The organism is Paraburkholderia sp. 35.1 (genome assembly GCF_050436525.1).
Classification (GTDB): domain Bacteria; phylum Pseudomonadota; class Gammaproteobacteria; order Burkholderiales; family Burkholderiaceae; genus Paraburkholderia; species Paraburkholderia tuberum.
The window spans coordinates 2,138,318-2,153,611 of record NZ_JBNDMJ010000003.1 but is presented as its reverse complement, the minus strand read 5'-3'; the positions used below and the strand labels follow the sequence as shown (position 1 = coordinate 2,153,611).

At 61.6% G+C, this 15,294-nt stretch carries 9 protein-coding genes and 5 pseudogenes; 7 read left to right on the top strand and 7 right to left on the bottom strand.

The genetic code is table 11. The annotated features are described in order from the left end of the window. Window positions 1-91: 91 nt before the first annotated feature. Window positions 92-1,747 (top strand): Na+/H+ antiporter, encoded by a 1,656-nt coding sequence (locus OKW27_RS30060; protein WP_429335636.1) that lies wholly within the window; start codon window positions 92-94, stop codon window positions 1,745-1,747. 62 nt (window positions 1,748-1,809) lie between these two features. Here the strand turns inward: OKW27_RS30060 and OKW27_RS30055 are convergent. Continuing rightward, a pseudogene (locus OKW27_RS30055) lies at window positions 1,810-3,118 on the bottom strand (solute carrier family 23 protein). Window positions 3,119-3,267: 149 nt separating this feature from the next. Next, on the bottom strand, window positions 3,268-4,800 hold the full coding sequence (locus tag OKW27_RS30050; RefSeq protein ID WP_429335635.1) for a sensor domain-containing diguanylate cyclase: 1,533 nt from the start codon (window positions 4,798-4,800) through the stop codon (window positions 3,268-3,270). Between the two features lie 333 nt (window positions 4,801-5,133). On the opposite strand from OKW27_RS30050, the gene antA reads away from it, so the two are divergent. From antA to antC, 3 genes are read left to right on the top strand one after another with little or no spacing between them, the layout of a single operon-like run. Then, entirely contained in the window at window positions 5,134-6,525 is a 1,392-nt protein-coding gene (antA, locus tag OKW27_RS30045; RefSeq protein ID WP_429335634.1) for an anthranilate 1,2-dioxygenase large subunit, read from the top strand. Continuing rightward, on the top strand, window positions 6,522-7,010 hold the full coding sequence (antB, locus tag OKW27_RS30040; RefSeq protein WP_184026235.1) for an anthranilate 1,2-dioxygenase small subunit: 489 nt from the start codon (window positions 6,522-6,524) through the stop codon (window positions 7,008-7,010). Before antA ends, antB begins: the two co-directional genes overlap by 4 nt. Before the next feature lie 15 nt (window positions 7,011-7,025). Beyond that, window positions 7,026-8,054, top strand: a complete 1,029-nt coding sequence (gene antC / locus OKW27_RS30035) for an anthranilate 1,2-dioxygenase electron transfer component AntC (RefSeq protein WP_429335633.1) — start codon at window positions 7,026-7,028, stop codon at window positions 8,052-8,054. Between the two features lie 6 nt (window positions 8,055-8,060). On the opposite strand, the gene OKW27_RS30030 is transcribed toward antC, so the two are convergent. Beyond that, window positions 8,061-8,984 carry a helix-turn-helix domain-containing protein gene (locus tag OKW27_RS30030; protein WP_429335632.1) on the bottom strand — a complete coding sequence of 308 codons (924 nt, stop codon included), beginning with the start codon at window positions 8,982-8,984 and terminating at the stop codon, window positions 8,061-8,063. Window positions 8,985-9,283: 299 nt separating this feature from the next. Further along, the gene (locus OKW27_RS30025; RefSeq protein ID WP_429336651.1) at window positions 9,284-9,424 is read right to left on the bottom strand and encodes a hypothetical protein; all 141 of its coding nucleotides are present in this window, start codon (window positions 9,422-9,424) and stop codon (window positions 9,284-9,286) included. Between OKW27_RS30025 and OKW27_RS30020 the strand changes: the two are divergent. Then, window positions 9,360-9,528 (top strand): annotated as a pseudogene (locus OKW27_RS30020) (methyl-accepting chemotaxis protein); the annotation flags it as partial. The gene OKW27_RS30025 and the pseudogene OKW27_RS30020 overlap by 65 nt on opposite strands. Window positions 9,529-9,711: 183 nt before the next feature. Here OKW27_RS30020 and OKW27_RS30015 read toward each other — a convergent pair. Then, a pseudogene (locus OKW27_RS30015) lies at window positions 9,712-10,175 on the bottom strand (recombinase family protein); the annotation flags it as partial. Window positions 10,176-10,396: 221 nt separating this feature from the next. On the opposite strand from OKW27_RS30015, the gene OKW27_RS30010 reads away from it, so the two are divergent. Continuing rightward, entirely contained in the window at window positions 10,397-11,329 is a 933-nt protein-coding gene (locus OKW27_RS30010; protein ID WP_429335631.1) for a restriction endonuclease, read from the top strand. A 1,298-nt stretch (window positions 11,330-12,627) separates the two neighbouring features. On the opposite strand, the gene OKW27_RS30005 is transcribed toward OKW27_RS30010, so the two are convergent. Together OKW27_RS30005 and OKW27_RS30000 are read right to left on the bottom strand one after the other, a co-directional pair. Further along, window positions 12,628-14,589 (bottom strand): hypothetical protein, encoded by a 1,962-nt coding sequence (locus tag OKW27_RS30005; protein WP_429335630.1) that lies wholly within the window; start codon window positions 14,587-14,589, stop codon window positions 12,628-12,630. A 199-nt stretch (window positions 14,590-14,788) separates the two neighbouring features. Continuing rightward, window positions 14,789-14,995, bottom strand: a pseudogene (locus OKW27_RS30000) (transposase domain-containing protein); the annotation flags it as partial. Between the two features lie 22 nt (window positions 14,996-15,017). Here OKW27_RS30000 and OKW27_RS29995 point away from each other — a divergent pair. After that, a pseudogene (locus OKW27_RS29995) lies at window positions 15,018-15,221 on the top strand (transposase domain-containing protein); the annotation flags it as partial. Window positions 15,222-15,294: the final 73 nt, after the last annotated feature.

The following is a 15,294-nucleotide window of genomic DNA, read 5'->3' as shown; positions in this document are numbered from 1 at the left end:
TCGCGGCAACGGCGCGCGCCGCCGGGCTACACTCGACCCTGCGCATCGCGCCCTCTCCCGGGACAACCCCTGCATCCCCCGAAACAACACGATGGAAATTGTCTTTACCGTCCTGATCCTGCTACTCGCGGTCGCCGCGTCCGGCATGCTGACCCGCGCGCTGCCGTTCAAGCTGCCGCTGCCGCTCGTGCAGATCGCGATCGGCGCGATGCTCGCGTGGCCGCGCCTCGAATTGCACGTCGCGTTCGATCCGGAAATCTTCATGCTGCTGTTCATTCCGCCGCTGCTGTTCGCGGACGGCTGGCGCATCCCGAAGCGCGAGTTCTTCATGGCGCGCCGCGCGATCCTGATGCTCGCGCTAGGCCTCGTGTTCATGACGGTGCTGGTGGTCGGTCACTTCGTGCACGCGCTGGTGCCGCAGATCTCGCTGCCGGTCGCATTCGCGCTCGCCGCCGTGTTGTCGCCGACCGACGCGGTCGCGCTGTCCGGCATCGCCGGCAAGGGCAAGATTCCGGTGCAGCTGATGCATATCCTCGAAGGCGAGGCGCTGATGAACGACGCGTCAGGCCTCGTCGCGCTGAAGTTCGCGATCGCCGCCGCGCTGACCGGCGCGTTCTCGCTGCGTGACGCGTCGGTGAGCTTCGTGATCATCGCGGTGGGCGGCCTCGCGGTCGGCGCGGCGGTGAGCGCGGTGTTCAGCTTCGTGTCCGCGCGCTTCCTGAATCTCACCGAAGAAGGCGATCCCGCGCCGGGCGTCGTGATGACCCTGCTGATCCCGTTCGCCGCCTATCTGACCGCCGAGCGCTTCGAGCTGTCGGGCGTTCTCGCCGCGGTCTCCGCCGGCATGATGATGAACTACGCGAGCATCACGGAAAAATGGCAGGTCGCCTCGCGCGTGCGGGCCTCGAGCACGTGGACGATGATCGAGTTCGTGTTCAACGGCATGGTGTTCATCATGCTCGGCCTGCAGTTTCCGCGCATCCTCGGCCGCGCGCTGCTCGACGCGCACGAAACCAACGACGCGCAGGTCGCGCTGCTGATCGGCTATATCGTTGCGGTGGCGCTCGCGCTGTACGCGATGCGCTTCGCGTGGGTGTGGCTGCTGCGCTGGTTCGCGAGCCGCGGCGCGACAAAGCACGGCGTCGCGAACGCAGTGCCCGGGTTGCGCATGGTGTCGGTGACGACGGTGGCCGGCGTGCGCGGCGCGGTGACGCTCGCGGGCGTGCTGTCGCTGCCGGAGGTGCTGCCGAACGGCACGCCGCTGCCGGGACGCGATCTCGCGATCTTCATCGCGTCGGGGGTGATCCTGGTGTCGCTGCTGGTGGCGGTGGCCGGGTTGCCGCTGCTGCTGCGCGGCTGGCGGCGCGGCAAGGACCCGCATGCCGCCGAGGAAGCACTCGCGCGTACGCTCGCCGCGCAGTCGGCGATTCGCGCGATCGATCATCTGCACGACACGGAATGCGCGGACCTCGAGGAATCGGCTCAGGCGTACGCGACCGATGTAACCGCGCGGGTAATGGACCTGTACCGCCGCCGCCTCGCGACGCTCGACGACGAACAGGCGCCACGCGAACTCGCGCGGCGTGCCGATGCGCTCGAATTCCGCATGAAGCTCGCGGCGATGCGCGCCGAGCGCAAGACGCTGCTCGACCTGCGCGACACCCAGCGCATCAACGACGAGACGCTGTACAAGCTGATGCGCGAGGTGGATCTGTCGGAAACGGCGCTGACCGCGCGCAAAAGGTAGGAGTTGGCTGCCGCATCGGCATCGGCACCGGCGCTTGCAATGCCAGTGCCGATAAAAGACGCTCAGGCCACCGGCCCTTGCGTCGGCTTTCTTCTCAGCAGCGCGTACAGGATGATCGCGCCGAACGTCGCGGTGCCGATGCCACCCGAGCCCGAAGCTGCCGAGCTTCAGCGAGAAGTCGCCGGCGCCGAGCACGAGCGTGACGGCCGCGACGATCAGATTGCGGTTGTCGGAGAAGTCGACCTTGTTGACGACCCAGATGCGCGCGCCCGTCACCGCGATCAGCCCGAATACGACGATCGACACACCGCCCAGCACCGGTCCCGGAATCGTCTGGATCACCGCGCCGAACTTCGGCGAAAAGCCGAGCACGAGGGCGATCAACGCGGCGATCACGAACACCAGCGTCGAATAGATCTTCGTGACCGCCATCACGCCGATGTTCTCCGCGTACGTGGTCACGCCGGTACCGCCCGCGAAGCCGGACACGACCGTCGCGAGCGCATCGCCGAGAAACGCGCGGCCGATATAGCGGTCGAGGTTCTGGCCCGTCATCGCGCTGACGGCCTTGATGTGGCCGAGGTTTTCGGCGACGAGGATCACCGCGATCGGCGCGAGCAGCGTCATCGCGTGCGGGTCGAAAACCGGCGACATGAAGTGCGGCATGCCGAACCACGCGGCGTTCGCGACGATCGAGAAATCGATCGGCTTGCCCATGCCGAGGCCGTTCGTGACGATCGCGTAAATGACGTAGGCGAGCAGCAGGCCGACCAGGATCAGCAGACGCTGGAGCATGCCGCGCGTGAACACCGCGACCGCGCCGACACACAGCACCGTGACGAGCGCCATCCACGACTCGAAATTGCTTCCGCTCACGCCATGCACGGCGATCGGCGCGAGGTTCAGACCGATCACGCAGACGATCGCGCCGGTCACGACCGGCGGCATCAGCGTTTCGATCCAGCCCGTGCCGACCGCCGCCACGATCAGGCCGATCACCCCGTACGCGACGCCGCACGCGATGATGCCGCCCAACGCGACCGCAATATTCGGGTTCGCGCCGTGTCCGCCGTAGCCGGTCACCGCGATCACGAGGCCGATGAACGCAAAGCTCGAACCGAGATAGCTCGGCACGCGCCCGCCGACGAGCACGAAGAACAGCAGCGTGCCGATCCCCGACATGAAAATGGCCAGGTTCGGATCGAAGCCCATCAGCAGCGGCGCGAGCACGGTCGAGCCGAACATCGCGACGACGTGCTGGACGCCCATCGCGAACATCTGCGGCCACCCGAGCCGTTCGTCGATGCCGACGATGCCGCCTTCGGCGCCGGCAGGCTGGCGGCGCCAGCGGGGGAAATAGGATGCGGCCATCGCGGGGATTCTCCTCAGGGTCGGCGTGGTGTGTGCCGATCACGCGCTGCGGCGTGGGTCCGGCAAAAGTTACGCGCGAGTTTACGGAGAGCAATAAGGGCTGGCAAGCGGGCCGACAAGTGGCTCGGGAAACGAGCCCTGGAAGCGCGTCAATTCGCGCGGCGCGGGTCGGGGTCCGGCGTCACCGCGGCGCCGTCCCGCGCGGAGTGGTCCGTCGGCGCGCCGTACAGCATCACCCGGTTGCGGCCGGCATCCTTCGCGCGATACAGCGCTTCGTCGGCGGCGTCGACGAGCGCGCGGCTCGTCGCGAGCGCCGCGCCCTGCGCGGTCGCAGCGCCTGCGCTCACCGTCAGCACGTGATGCGTGCTGGCCACATGGCGGCATTGCAGCGCCTGCACCGCCGCGCGGATCTGCTCGGCGATCCGCTGCGCGCCCGTCGCGTCGGTGTCCGGCAGCAGCACCGCGAACTCCTCGCCGCCGAAGCGCGCGGCCGTATCGCCCGGACGTCGCACGTTCTGCGCGATACAGCGCGCGACGCCGATCAGCGCTTCGTCGCCGGCCGAATGGCCGTACAGGTCGTTGAAGCCCTTGAAGTTGTCGACATCGATCAGCAGCAGCGACAGCGGCCGGCCGGTGCGCTGCGCGCGTCGCCATTCGTCGTTCACGTGCTCCTCGAAGGCGCGGCGGTTGTTCAGGCCGGTCAGCCCGTCCGTGCGCGCCAGTTCGCGCAACTCTTCCTCGGCCGCGCGGCGCAGACGCAACTGGCGTGAGAACAGGATCGCGAGCGCGATGATCGTCACGTCGAGCGCGCCGATCAGCGTGCCGATGATCCATGCGCGCCGCCGCCACTCGACGTAGACGTCGCGCGTCGAGAGCGCGACGTCGAGGATCAGCGGAAAGCCGTCGATATGGCGGAACGCATACCAGCGCTCGACGCGATCGATCGCCGCCGTGCCGAAGAAGTCGCCGCTCGGCTGCTTGATGAAGCGCGAGAAGTTGGCCGAGCCGGTCAGGTTGATGCCGATCGTTTTCGAATCGTAAGGACGGCGCATCAACATCGTGCCGTCGCTGAGCATCAATGCCATCGAGCCGCTCGGCCCGAGCTTCATGCCGTCGAACAGCCGATGGAAATACGTGAGGCGCAGCGTGCCGACTACCACGCCGCCGAAGCTGCCGTCCGGCCTCGAGATGCGCCGGCTCAGCGCGATGCGCAGGTCGTCGTCGGTGCCGCTCGGGCTGAACGGATGGCTGATGTACAGGCCGACGTCGGGCGAAGCGCGCTGCGCCTTGAAGTAATCGCGGTCCGCATGGTTACTTGCGCGCGGCGGCCACGCGCGTGAATCGAAGCGCACGTTGCCGTTCTCGTCGAGCACGAATACCGAGCCCATGTCCTTTGCGCTGATCGAGCCGTCGAACAGCACCATCTGGCGGATCTCCGGCGGCAGATCGAGCACGCCCGGCTGCTTCAGTCCGTCGATCGCCGCGCGCAGCGACAGGTCGTAGATCTCGAGATTGCGCGACACGTCGCGCTGGACCAGCAGGGATATGTTGGCGATGGAGTCCTGCGCGCGCCGCAACGCATCTTCGCGCATCTGTGCGAGCAGCGACACGGCGATCGCGAGGATCGCGCCAGCCAGTAAGACACTGATCGCAATCACGTTGTTCGGTCGGCGCGTCACCATGCGTTTTTGGTTCTGACATGCGCTGAACGTCGCGCGTGAAGAAGCGGCCGCGTCTCGGCAATCACCGTCAAAAACGCGACCTACGAAAACGTGAGCGTAGCAGACATGGCGCACAGGCAAACGTTTGCGTAGCCGGGTTTTTGCCCGCTTGCGCCAGAAGGGCACGCCAGAAGTCCCGTCCGGCGGGGGTTGCGCCCGATCGCCAGATTATCCAGGCGCCGTCCAATTATTCGGATAGCAAATGCGAATTGGCTGGATAGTTGGCCTCGCCACTTGGGTATTCAATCGAGCCTGTCACGTTCAAACGATTGAACACAAGGAGAGAGAGACATCATGAGCGAGAAGCGCAGCGCCTCGGAATGGCGCGAATTCGTCAGCGGCTGTCTGGACTTCCGCCCCGCGGAAGGCGTGTACCGGATTGCCCGCGAAATGTTCACGGAGCCCGAGCTGTTCTCGCTCGAGATGGAGCACATCTTCGAGAAGGCCTGGATCTATGCGTGCCACGAAAGCGAGATCCCCAACAAGAACGATTTCCTGACGATGCGCGCGGGCCGCCAGCCGCTGATCATCTCGCGCGACGGCGCCGGCAACCTGAACGCGATGATCAACGCGTGCCAGCACCGCGGTGCGACACTCACGCGTATGACCAAGGGCAACCAGTCGACCTTCACGTGTCCGTTCCATGCATGGTGCTACAAGAACGACGGCCGGCTCGTGAAGGTGAAGGCGCCGGGCGAATACTGCGACGACTTCGACAAATCGGTGCGCGGCCTGAAGAAAGCGCGCATCGCGAGCTACAAGGGCTTCGTGTTCGTGAGCCTCGACGTCGACGGCATCGACACGCTCGAAGACTATCTCGGCGACGCGCGCATCTTCTTCGACATGATGGTCGCGCAGTCGCCGACCGGCGAGCTCGAAGTGCTGCCCGGCAAGTCGACCTACACGTTCGACGGCAACTGGAAGCTGCAGAACGAGAACGGTCTCGACGGCTATCACGTGAGCACCGTGCACTACAACTACGTGGCGACCGTGCAGCACCGCATCGAATCGAATGCGAAGAAAGGGGATAACCCAGGCGGCACGCTCGACTACAGCAAGCTCGGCGCCGGCGACAGCGAAACCGACGACGGCTGGTTCGCGTTCAGGAATGGCCACAGCGTGCTGTTCAGCGACATGCCGAATCCGCAAGTGCGTCCCGGCTACGAGAGCGTGATGCCGCGGCTTGTCGAAGCCTATGGCCAGGACAAGGCCGAATGGATGATGCACCGGCTGCGCAATCTGAATGTCTACCCGAGCCTGTTCTTCATGGACCAGATCAGTTCGCAACTGCGCATCGTGCGGCCGCTCGCGTGGAACAAGACCGAGGTCATCAGCCAGTGCATCGGCGTGAAGGGCGAGTCGGCGAAGGATCGCGAAAACCGCATCCGTCAGTTCGAAGATTTCTTCAACGTGTCCGGCATGGGCACGCCCGACGATCTCGTCGAGTTCCGCGAGCAGCAGCGCGGCTTCCAGGCGCGCCTCGAACGCTGGAGCGACATCTCGCGCGGGCATCACAAGTGGGCCAGCGGCGCGACCGCGAACACCACGCTGCTCGGCATCGAGCCGAATCTGACCGGCACCGAGCTGACCCACGAAGGGCTTTACGTGAACCAGCACGGCACCTGGCGCGACACGATCCTCAAGGGTCTCGACAAATCCATCGAATCGCAGGGAGAGCAGGCATGAGCCAACTCCAACACTCCGTCGAGCAGTTTCTGTATCTGAAGGCCGATCTGTGCGACAAACAGCAATGGGACGAATACCTCGATTTATTCGATCCGCAGAGCGTGTTTCATGTGCCGCAGTGGGATTCCGAGCATGTGTACACGACCGATCCGAAGCAAGGCATGTCGCTGATTTACTACTCGGATCGCGCCGGTCTCGAAGACCGCGTGTTCCGGCTGCGCACCGGCAAGTCAGCCGCGTCGACGCCGCTGCCGCGCACGATGCATCAGATCAGCAACGTGCGCCTGAGCGAGCGCGAAGATTCGAGCGTCGAAGCGAACGTGAACTGGTCGACGCTGTACACGCGTCACGGCTCGACCGACTACTTCTACGGCCGCGCGGTGTACGACCTGCAAGCGTCGGGCGATAGCTGGAAGATCAAGCGCAAGCACGTGCTGCTGCTGAACGACCACATCAACGCGGTGCTGGATTTCTACCATCTGTAAGCCGGGAGCACGACGATGAAACATAAGGTCGCGTTGAGCTTCGCCGATGGCAAAACCGCGTTCTTCGATGTGAGCCCGAACGAGTTGCTGCTCGACGCGGCGCTGAAGAACGGCGTGAACATTCCGCTCGACTGCCGCGAAGGCGTGTGCGGCACCTGCCATGGGCGCTGCGAATCGGGCGACTACACGCTCGATTACGTCGACGAGGAAACGCTCAGCGAAGAGGACCTCGCGCAGCGCAAGATCCTCTCGTGCCAGACGCGCGTGAAGTCGGATGCGTCGTTCTATTTCGACTTCGACTCGACGCTGTGCGAAGGCGCCGGCACGAGCACCGTGTGCGCGAGCGTGGTCGGCGTCGAGCTGGTGTCGGCGACGACCGCGATTCTGCGTGTCGATGCGAGCGCGCATGTGCGTCAGCTCGATTTTCTGCCGGGCCAGTATGCGCGCGTGAAGGTGCCCGGCACCGAAGAATGGCGTTCGTACTCGTTCGCGAATCATCCGAACGCGCGCAACGAGTTGCAATTCCTGATCCGTCTGCTGCCCGACGGCATGATGAGCAACTATCTGCGCGAACGTTGCAAGGCCGGTGATACGGTCGAGTTCGAGGCGCCGCTCGGCGCGTTCTATCTGCGCCAGGCCGAGCGTCCGCTCGTGATGGTGGCGGGCGGCACGGGACTCTCTGCCTTCCTCGGCATGCTCGACGACATCTCGGCGAAACGCAATGTCGCGCATCCGGTGCATCTGTACTACGGCGTCACGAATGCAGCCGATCTGTGCGAGACCGGGCGCATCGACGGCTACAAGGCGAGCATCGAAGGATTCGCGGTCGAGACGGTGGTGATGAATCCGGCGCCGGAATGGTCGGGCAAGACCGGGATGATTCCCGAGCATTTCGACCGCTCGTTTCTCGAATCGAATGGCTTCGACATGTACGTGTGCGGACCGCCGCCGATGGTCGAAGCGATCAAGACCTGGCTCACCGAGCAGGGAATTCAGGATTACCGGCTGTTTTACGAGAAGTTCGGCGAAAGCAACGCGCGATAGGACGTTCTAACGCCGCGCCGCGCGCTTCAGCGTCTCGGATGGCGACTCGCCGAACAATGCCTTGTACTCGGTCGAGAAACGGCCGAGATGCGACATCCCCCAGCCCAGCGCCACCGACGAGATATTGCGCACCGAGCGGTCGTCGAGAATATCGCGCCGCGCCGATTCGAGCCGGTAGCGTTTCAGATACGCGATCGGCGCACAGCCGAAATATTGACGGAAGCCGTCGAACAGCTTGAAGCGCGACACACCCGACGCGCGCTCGATGTCTTCGAGCGTGATCGGCTCGCGCGCGTTGTCGTGAATGAACTGGCGCGCGCGGGTCAGATAATGCGGTGGCGTCGGCGCGGACGCGTTGGCCAACTGTTCCGAATAGTTATGCGGCTGTGACAGCAGCAGCCCCTTCAGCAACGTCAGTTCGAACTCGCTGGACATGTAAAGCTGCCCCAGCGACGGTCCCGAGCGCTCCATCTCGCCGGCCAGGAACTTGACCATGCGCCACCACGATGCCTGATCGCCGGCGGCCGCATCCATGTCGGGCTGGAACACGAGCGGCGCTTCGACGGGGCGTTGCAGCATCGTCTGCAGTACCTGTTGGAGCGCGGAGCGCGGAATCGCGACGTGCAGCTTGCGGCAATTGCCGGTGATCGCGAGATCCTGCGATTCCTGCGGACTGACGATCAGACCGCAATCCTGATCCGACAACCACCTCTTGCCGTGTGCTGCGAGCTCCTGCTGACCGACCATCGGCAGGCTCACGCTGTAGCAGTTCAGCGGACTGCTCTTGCTCACCGCGACCGTCACGTCGGTGCCGTATTCGACGTAGCCTATCGTCGTCGCCATCGAACGAAGTACGGTGCCGGACTGGTGGAAGCGCAAGCGCTCTGGATGACTGACCTGCAGGCCGTGGGGGCCGCAGATGGACGCCATCCAGTTGCGGGCGCCGTCTAGGTCGCTTAAGGCGGCACGGAGATCGCGGTTGTTGGGGTCCGGAGTTGACATACCTGGAGACGAGCTATTGAGGTGCGCGTCCCGAGGGCAGACAGTCCATCAGGGCGCAGAACGGGGGACATAAGGGGATTGGCTAAGCCTACCTCAACCGTGGTCGCTCCGGGTGGATGAATAAAACATTGTCCTCCGGTAAAGCACCGCTGTGCTGGCATGGAGAATCGCTGCCCACTGAAATGGAGCTAAAATTAAAAGGAAATGCAAAGCCAATCATCACGCAATTACGTGCGCGCAAAGCCGTGCAAGCTTCTATTTTCTTCGGCCATTGCGTAGTTGGTTGGGCAGAAAAGCGGCGCGGTAACCGGCCAGGTCGTCAGCACGATGCAGGACATCACCGACAGCTCGACGAAGATCGGGGACATCACGGGGGATCATCGAAGGCATTGCGTTCCAGACCAACCTCAGCGCGCTGGACGCGGCCGTCGAAGTGGCGCGCGCCGGCGAGCAGGGACGCGGTTTCGCCGTGGCGCGTCGCGTCTGCTGCTCCGGGCGGCGCGTCGTGCGGTCAACGCGTGCATCGGGGCAATAACGACGTGCGTTTCTCGATGTAGAAAAAACGAAAACCGGTGTGAGGCGACGGCGTGAGGCGGTTTTTTTTGCTTTTTGAAGATGAGTCACCCTGCGCAAAGCGCGCGCGGGGCTCGAATTACTGCACCGCCGTGAGTGCCGGCTTGCGACCTGGCGCCTTGCTTTCCGCCTTCACACGAGCCAGTCCTGCCTGCGTGCGCTCGATCAAGAGGTCGCGCTCGAACTCCGCCGCCGACAAGACCTGCATCTTCATACGGCCCGCGGGCGATGTTAGATCGACCCCGCCGAGGCTAGGCATTGGACACGTAAACCAATGCCCGGCAGCCGCTCAGCGGTCGCCCGCACGTCCATTGCGTTGCGGCCCAAACGCTCCAACTTGGTCACCACCAAGACATCGCCGTCCTCCATCCGGTCCTCCATTTTGGCGAAACCGGGCCGGTCTTTTACGGCGACTGCCCCACTGACAGAGTCCTCCACGATGCGGGGCTTGTCCAGCGCGAAGCCAGCGGCCTCGATCTCGCGGCGCTGATTCCCGATCCTCTGGTCGTGCGCGCCGACGCGGCAGTATGCAAAGACCGTAGATATGATGGGACTCCCTCAAACGTAGATGGATGGTGTACAAAGACCATGTACGAGTGGTCGGTCATGTACCAAACATTTCAAGGCAATTTTTCGTGCAGCCCTTTTCGAGATGTACGTTGCCGACCGGTTTCGTACGAGCTCGCGCTGCCAGAGCGGCAAACAATGAAATTCCACCTGGTGTCCTGTAGCATGGCGCATAAGCATGAACACATGGTCCACCGCCGATGCCGATTCCCGACTACCAGACCCTGATGCTGCCAGTTCTACGTATTGCTGCCGATGGTCAAGAACATCGCTTTCGGGACGTCGTCGAGGCGTTGGCCGGTGAATACAAACTTACTGACAACGAGCGGGCGACCCGCCTTCCGAGCGGGACGGCCCCCCTTTTCGACAACAGGGTCGGTTGGGCTCGCACCTATCTCAAGCAAGCCGGCGTGGTCGAGTCGAAAAGGCGTGGCTTTTTCAGTATCACTGATCGCGGCAGGGACCTCCTTGCGCAAAATCCCTCACGGATCGACAACGGTACTCTTGACCGTTACCCGGAATTCGCCGCCTTCCGTCAAAGAAAGGTCACGGATACATCGGCGACCGCAAACGGCACGCAACTCGCCAATTCAACGATTGTCGGCGAGGCAACGCCCGAGGAATCGTTCGCACAAGCGTACGAAAGGTTGCGGGCGAATCTTGAAGCTGAATTGCTGTCACAGGTCAGATCCTGTACGCCTAGCTTTTTCGAGAGACTCGTTATCGACCTTTTGGTCGCGATGGGATACGGTGGTTCTCGCGCCGACGCCGGACAGGTACTCGGACGTAGTGGGGATGGTGGCATCGACGGTACCATCAAGGAAGATAAGCTTGGCCTCGACGTTATCTATGTGCAAGCGAAGAAATGGGATGGCACCGTCGGCCGGCCTGAGATCCAGAAATTCGCGGGTGCCTTACAGGGACAGCGTGCCCACAAAGGCGTATTTATTACGACGGCCACATTCAGCCGCGAAGCCAGGGAATATGCGGGGCTAATCTCGACGAGGGTCATCCTCGTCGATGGCACGCAACTGGTCAAACTGATGACAGATCACAACGTAGGTGTCTCTCCCCTCACCAGCTTCGAGATCAAGAAGATTGACTCGGATTACTTTGAGGGCGAAGCGCTTTGATGAATTCGCGGGCTGGGTCACCTCGATGATAAGATTTGCGCCAGACTGCAGCCTGACCTCGATTCTCAAGTGACGTCCCGAATGGTACTGCTATCTTTACCAGACGGAGCGTGAGCCGGCTGTGTAAGCCGGCGTCTGCCGATTGTCCACACTTGCGTCGCTTAGTTTGACGGGAACCGCTATCCACGGCGGCGCCACGACCGTCAGAATGAATCCGGACACAACAGGGGTAGCCGCTCTATGAAGAACAGCAACAGTAGCGCAGTGCGGCAACACTCGGCTTCCAGCTGGAACGCCGTGCGCCGCCGCCTGAAATCAGCCTCGAATTGATTTAGATCTTGAGAGAGGGTGCACTACGACACGGGGTGAAATGAATGAGGGACGCTAACGCGATCACACCGGATGCTGGATTGAGTGCAAAACTCACTGCGCCCGCAGCAGTGATCAGACCAAACATGCGCGCCCATAGTGCACTGCCTCGCCAGTTAAGATGCAGGCGATTGCGAATTGAGGAGGAGGATCGAATAATTTCGCTAAGGCACACCGGGCGCGGCAGAGAGGCTCGCAGTGACTCCAGAAATGCCCCCACGGGAGGGCTTGGCGCGAACTCACTGAAACGGGCAATCAAACTCACGACCATTCCGACCGGGTCGACAGTTGCGCCGCCTGCCATTGCCGCGGTGCCGCAGTCATCGCTACAAAAAGCGTACTCCAATCTCCGCTTCGGATCCACACGCAACCAGATCGTGATCGGCGCGCCGGCATATTATCGGCTTTTCTCACGAAACCAAAACTGCGCGTCGAAACCGCCGATACCGAGAACGCACGAGGCCAAGGACACGATGCACGCAAAGTGCCCCGCCAATCCTCCATTCGATCTTGGCTTCTCTACCGTGGACCAGGCAGCGCATAAGGTACCTAAGCCCGGCTGCGCGGCGCCGTTGTTTCAGTCGCAATCCGTCGCGCCTAATCCAATGCCGCTCCGAGCACGGCTATGCGTCGCGAGGTGCGAGATACGTGGGGGTGAGTGTTCGTGTCGAGGCGTCGATTTAGAACAAACATTTTGTCGCGTATCGTGGACAAAGTGATGTTGCCGCATAACGAGGAAATCGTGACCAAGGAACGGATCCGCGACTGTCGCGAAAGGCGGCGGAATACATCGCCCATCGTAAGTTGTCGAGCCGACGGTCAAGGAAGTGACGTTGCGCCGACGCCCTGTACTGAGCGGTGAACCATCTTCTGCCAGAATGGCTGCGCTCTCGGCGCCAAGTGATCCTGAATTCACTCACTGGATTACGCTACTGTCGATCAAGGAAAAATAGAGTTCGACCGTCTTCTGCTTCAACACGGTCGCCGATACCTTGTCCCAGTCGCGCAAGCTCCCGTTTAGCGACCGAGATCATTTCTTGTTCAAGGTAGTGTCGATAGGCGGAGTGGTAAAGGAGGCCGTCGCGGAAACGAAACGGGTCCTCTTCGGTTCCTGATCCGAAGATGTCTCGCCCCTGCTTGAGCATTTGTTTGGGTTGAAGTCGCATCGTCTTGATACGTTCCCCAGGTTTTTCCGATGAGCCTTGTACGACGTGAAGTCGATGCGCGGCGGCCATGGTTCTAGCGTGCCGATCCATCATCCGATCAAAGCCGCACAGGTCCGAGAGGATAAGGGTCACTTGGGCAGCCAGTGTTTGATGTCCTGTTTTCCACGTCGCTCCGCCAAGCCCGAGGAGATCGCCGCCCGTGCCAACGCTTCCATGCGTGAGGTGAGAGAGGAAATCGTAGGTCTGAAGGAACCCAGGTTCTACCTCGTCCATTTTTTTTATCGGCTCGAGGACGTTGTAGGGCCCTCGAACCGTTTCATGCCAGAGTTCACGCCACGCCGACGAGACGCCTGACGAATTTGAACTCCCTGCGAGGACCCGGGCGACTTGCTTTTCCGCTTCCTTGAACGTCGCGTTGACTTTCGGCTCATTCGGCGCATGTTGTTCTGCGTGCGCCCACAACTCTTGCAATTTGTTACCCAAAGCAATTGCAATGGCGTGATGTTCAAGCATGGAGCGGACGGACAGGGCCGCTCCTAGTACGTTCGTGTCGTTTAGCAAGTGAGCCGCGTGGCGTGCAAGCGAGTCAAGTTTGTATTCCGCGAGGCTAATCGAAAAACTCAGCGCCGAGACCAGCAGGGGGAGTCGTTCGCCGTCGGTATCTGGCCGGGTTTCGATGGGCAATTGCGACGCATCGGTTGCCAATTGATGCTCCTGAGTGACCAGAAACGCATACCGGTTTCTTTTCGAGGTGCTCGTGAATGCCTTCGGCCCATCGTCGAAAAGAATGCCATGGGTTGTCAGTGCTGCAATGGCTTCAACATTGTTCGATAGCTGATCGTCCGAAAAGTCCCAGCTTTCTTCCGACTGAGCACATTGCGTAAAAACTTCGACGGCTTTGCTCCATCTTTCAGCGTTAGCAAGGAATGAGGATGATTCCAGGCCGGGAGCAGTTTTGTCGGTCAAGACGAGAAATGGATTGACTGACGGTTGTGGGGCGGGCGATTGCAGCGCTTTAGATTCGCGGTGCGTGCCTTTTTCATTTGCCCACGGCAAGGAAAGGAAGGCTTCGTACACAGTGACGAAAGCCGTTGAAAAGACCTCCGCCACCTCAACGGTGTAAGGCCGTATTGACAGAACGTGGCTTCCGTAATTGGGATGGACGAACTCGCTCAGTTGGTCATATGCTTGCTGCAATGGTTCGAAGCGATTTCTCGCTAACCGACTGTCTGATGCCCGAAGGCGTAAATCCTCAGCGGTTTTCGTTTGCAGTCGAGGAAGCACGCGATCCAGTAAAACGTCGATGGCGAAGGCCATGGCATCGTCGTCCCACGTGTCGTCTCGTTGATGCGAAAGTATCGTCGTCGCAACCTTTAAGACATCGAGTTCCTCGATTTGAGTTCTCAGAACGATGGCGCTTAAGGACAGGTCGCCGGCGATGGCCGCGTGGTCAAGGGCGGACTCAAGAAGAAGCCAGCGTGGCCACACGCATGCTTTGAGCAGTGGTTTTACTTTTCGATTCAGAAAGTCAAACGAGGATTCCGCACCAGAGCCAAGGCGTAATGCCTTCACTATTCGCCATGCATCCTCGGGGTCACCCACCGGCGGTGGAATGTGTCGACCTTTGTTTCGACGTTGAGCTAGTTCGTCGAGCCCCTGCGTTTTATTGCTGAGTGTGACGTCCCAGATCGGGCGCCATGGACGAAACACGGGCGTAGTCAGCATGATCGCTCCGGATCTGAAAGCAGGATGGTGAGGCGGGTTTAGACAACACGGCCGTTACGCATGGCTCGACGGTGAGGTAGCCACACCAGCATACGGGAAAATGCCTTCCACAAGCTGATGCTTTTTTTCGGCATTTGCGGCGTGGCTCGATAGAGCGTAAGCGTGGCGCTAGCGACGTCTTCACTGGAGATCGCGATCTTCAGACTGCGGTGCGGAGCTGATCGGCGACGACCCACGGTGCGAGTTCGTCGATACGGTTAATCGCGTGGCCGGCGATGCGTGCGATCACGAAGCGCAGATACGCATCAGGATCGATGCCGTTGAGTTTTGCGGTGCCAACGAGGCTACCAATTATAGCGGTACGTTCGCCGCCGGAGTCAGGTCCAGTAAACAGATAGTTATGTCGATTATGCTGATCTCGGCATAACAGGTCCAACTGGTTATTCGCCGGATCATTGCGCGCTGGCCAACGTGCAGCCGCTATCATGAGCCCGATACGCTCCGCTCAACTCAACGGACTCGACCCTCACGCCTATCTGAAGGACATGCTCACGCGACTGCCGATCCACAGGGCCTCCGACATAGAGGCATTGCTGCCTCATCGCTGGCAACCGACTGTGACCATCGGTTAAACCAATCCGTCGACGCGGGTTTGCTGGCCGCTCACCGCCTTGCGAACGGAACCGAAAATATCCGGTGCTGGCG

Bases quoted from the DNA above. Each gene is read 5' to 3' on its own strand.
- OKW27_RS30025 (WP_429336651.1), bottom strand. From the start codon at position 9,424: ATGTCCCCGATCTTCGTCGAGCTGTCGGTGATGTCCTGCATCGTGCTG.
- OKW27_RS30010 (WP_429335631.1), top strand. From the start codon at position 10,397: ATGCCGATTCCCGACTACCAGACCCTGATGCTGCCAGTTCTACGTATT.
- antB (WP_184026235.1), top strand. From the start codon at position 6,522: ATGAGCCAACTCCAACACTCCGTCGAGCAGTTTCTGTATCTGAAGGCC.
- antA (WP_429335634.1), top strand. From the start codon at position 5,134: ATGAGCGAGAAGCGCAGCGCCTCGGAATGGCGCGAATTCGTCAGCGGC.
- OKW27_RS30030 (WP_429335632.1), bottom strand. From the start codon at position 8,984: ATGGCGTCCATCTGCGGCCCCCACGGCCTGCAGGTCAGTCATCCAGAG.
- OKW27_RS30005 (WP_429335630.1), bottom strand. From the start codon at position 14,589: ATGCTGACTACGCCCGTGTTTCGTCCATGGCGCCCGATCTGGGACGTC.
- antC (WP_429335633.1), top strand. From the start codon at position 7,026: ATGAAACATAAGGTCGCGTTGAGCTTCGCCGATGGCAAAACCGCGTTC.
- OKW27_RS30060 (WP_429335636.1), top strand. From the start codon at position 92: ATGGAAATTGTCTTTACCGTCCTGATCCTGCTACTCGCGGTCGCCGCG.
- OKW27_RS30050 (WP_429335635.1), bottom strand. From the start codon at position 4,800: ATGGTGACGCGCCGACCGAACAACGTGATTGCGATCAGTGTCTTACTG.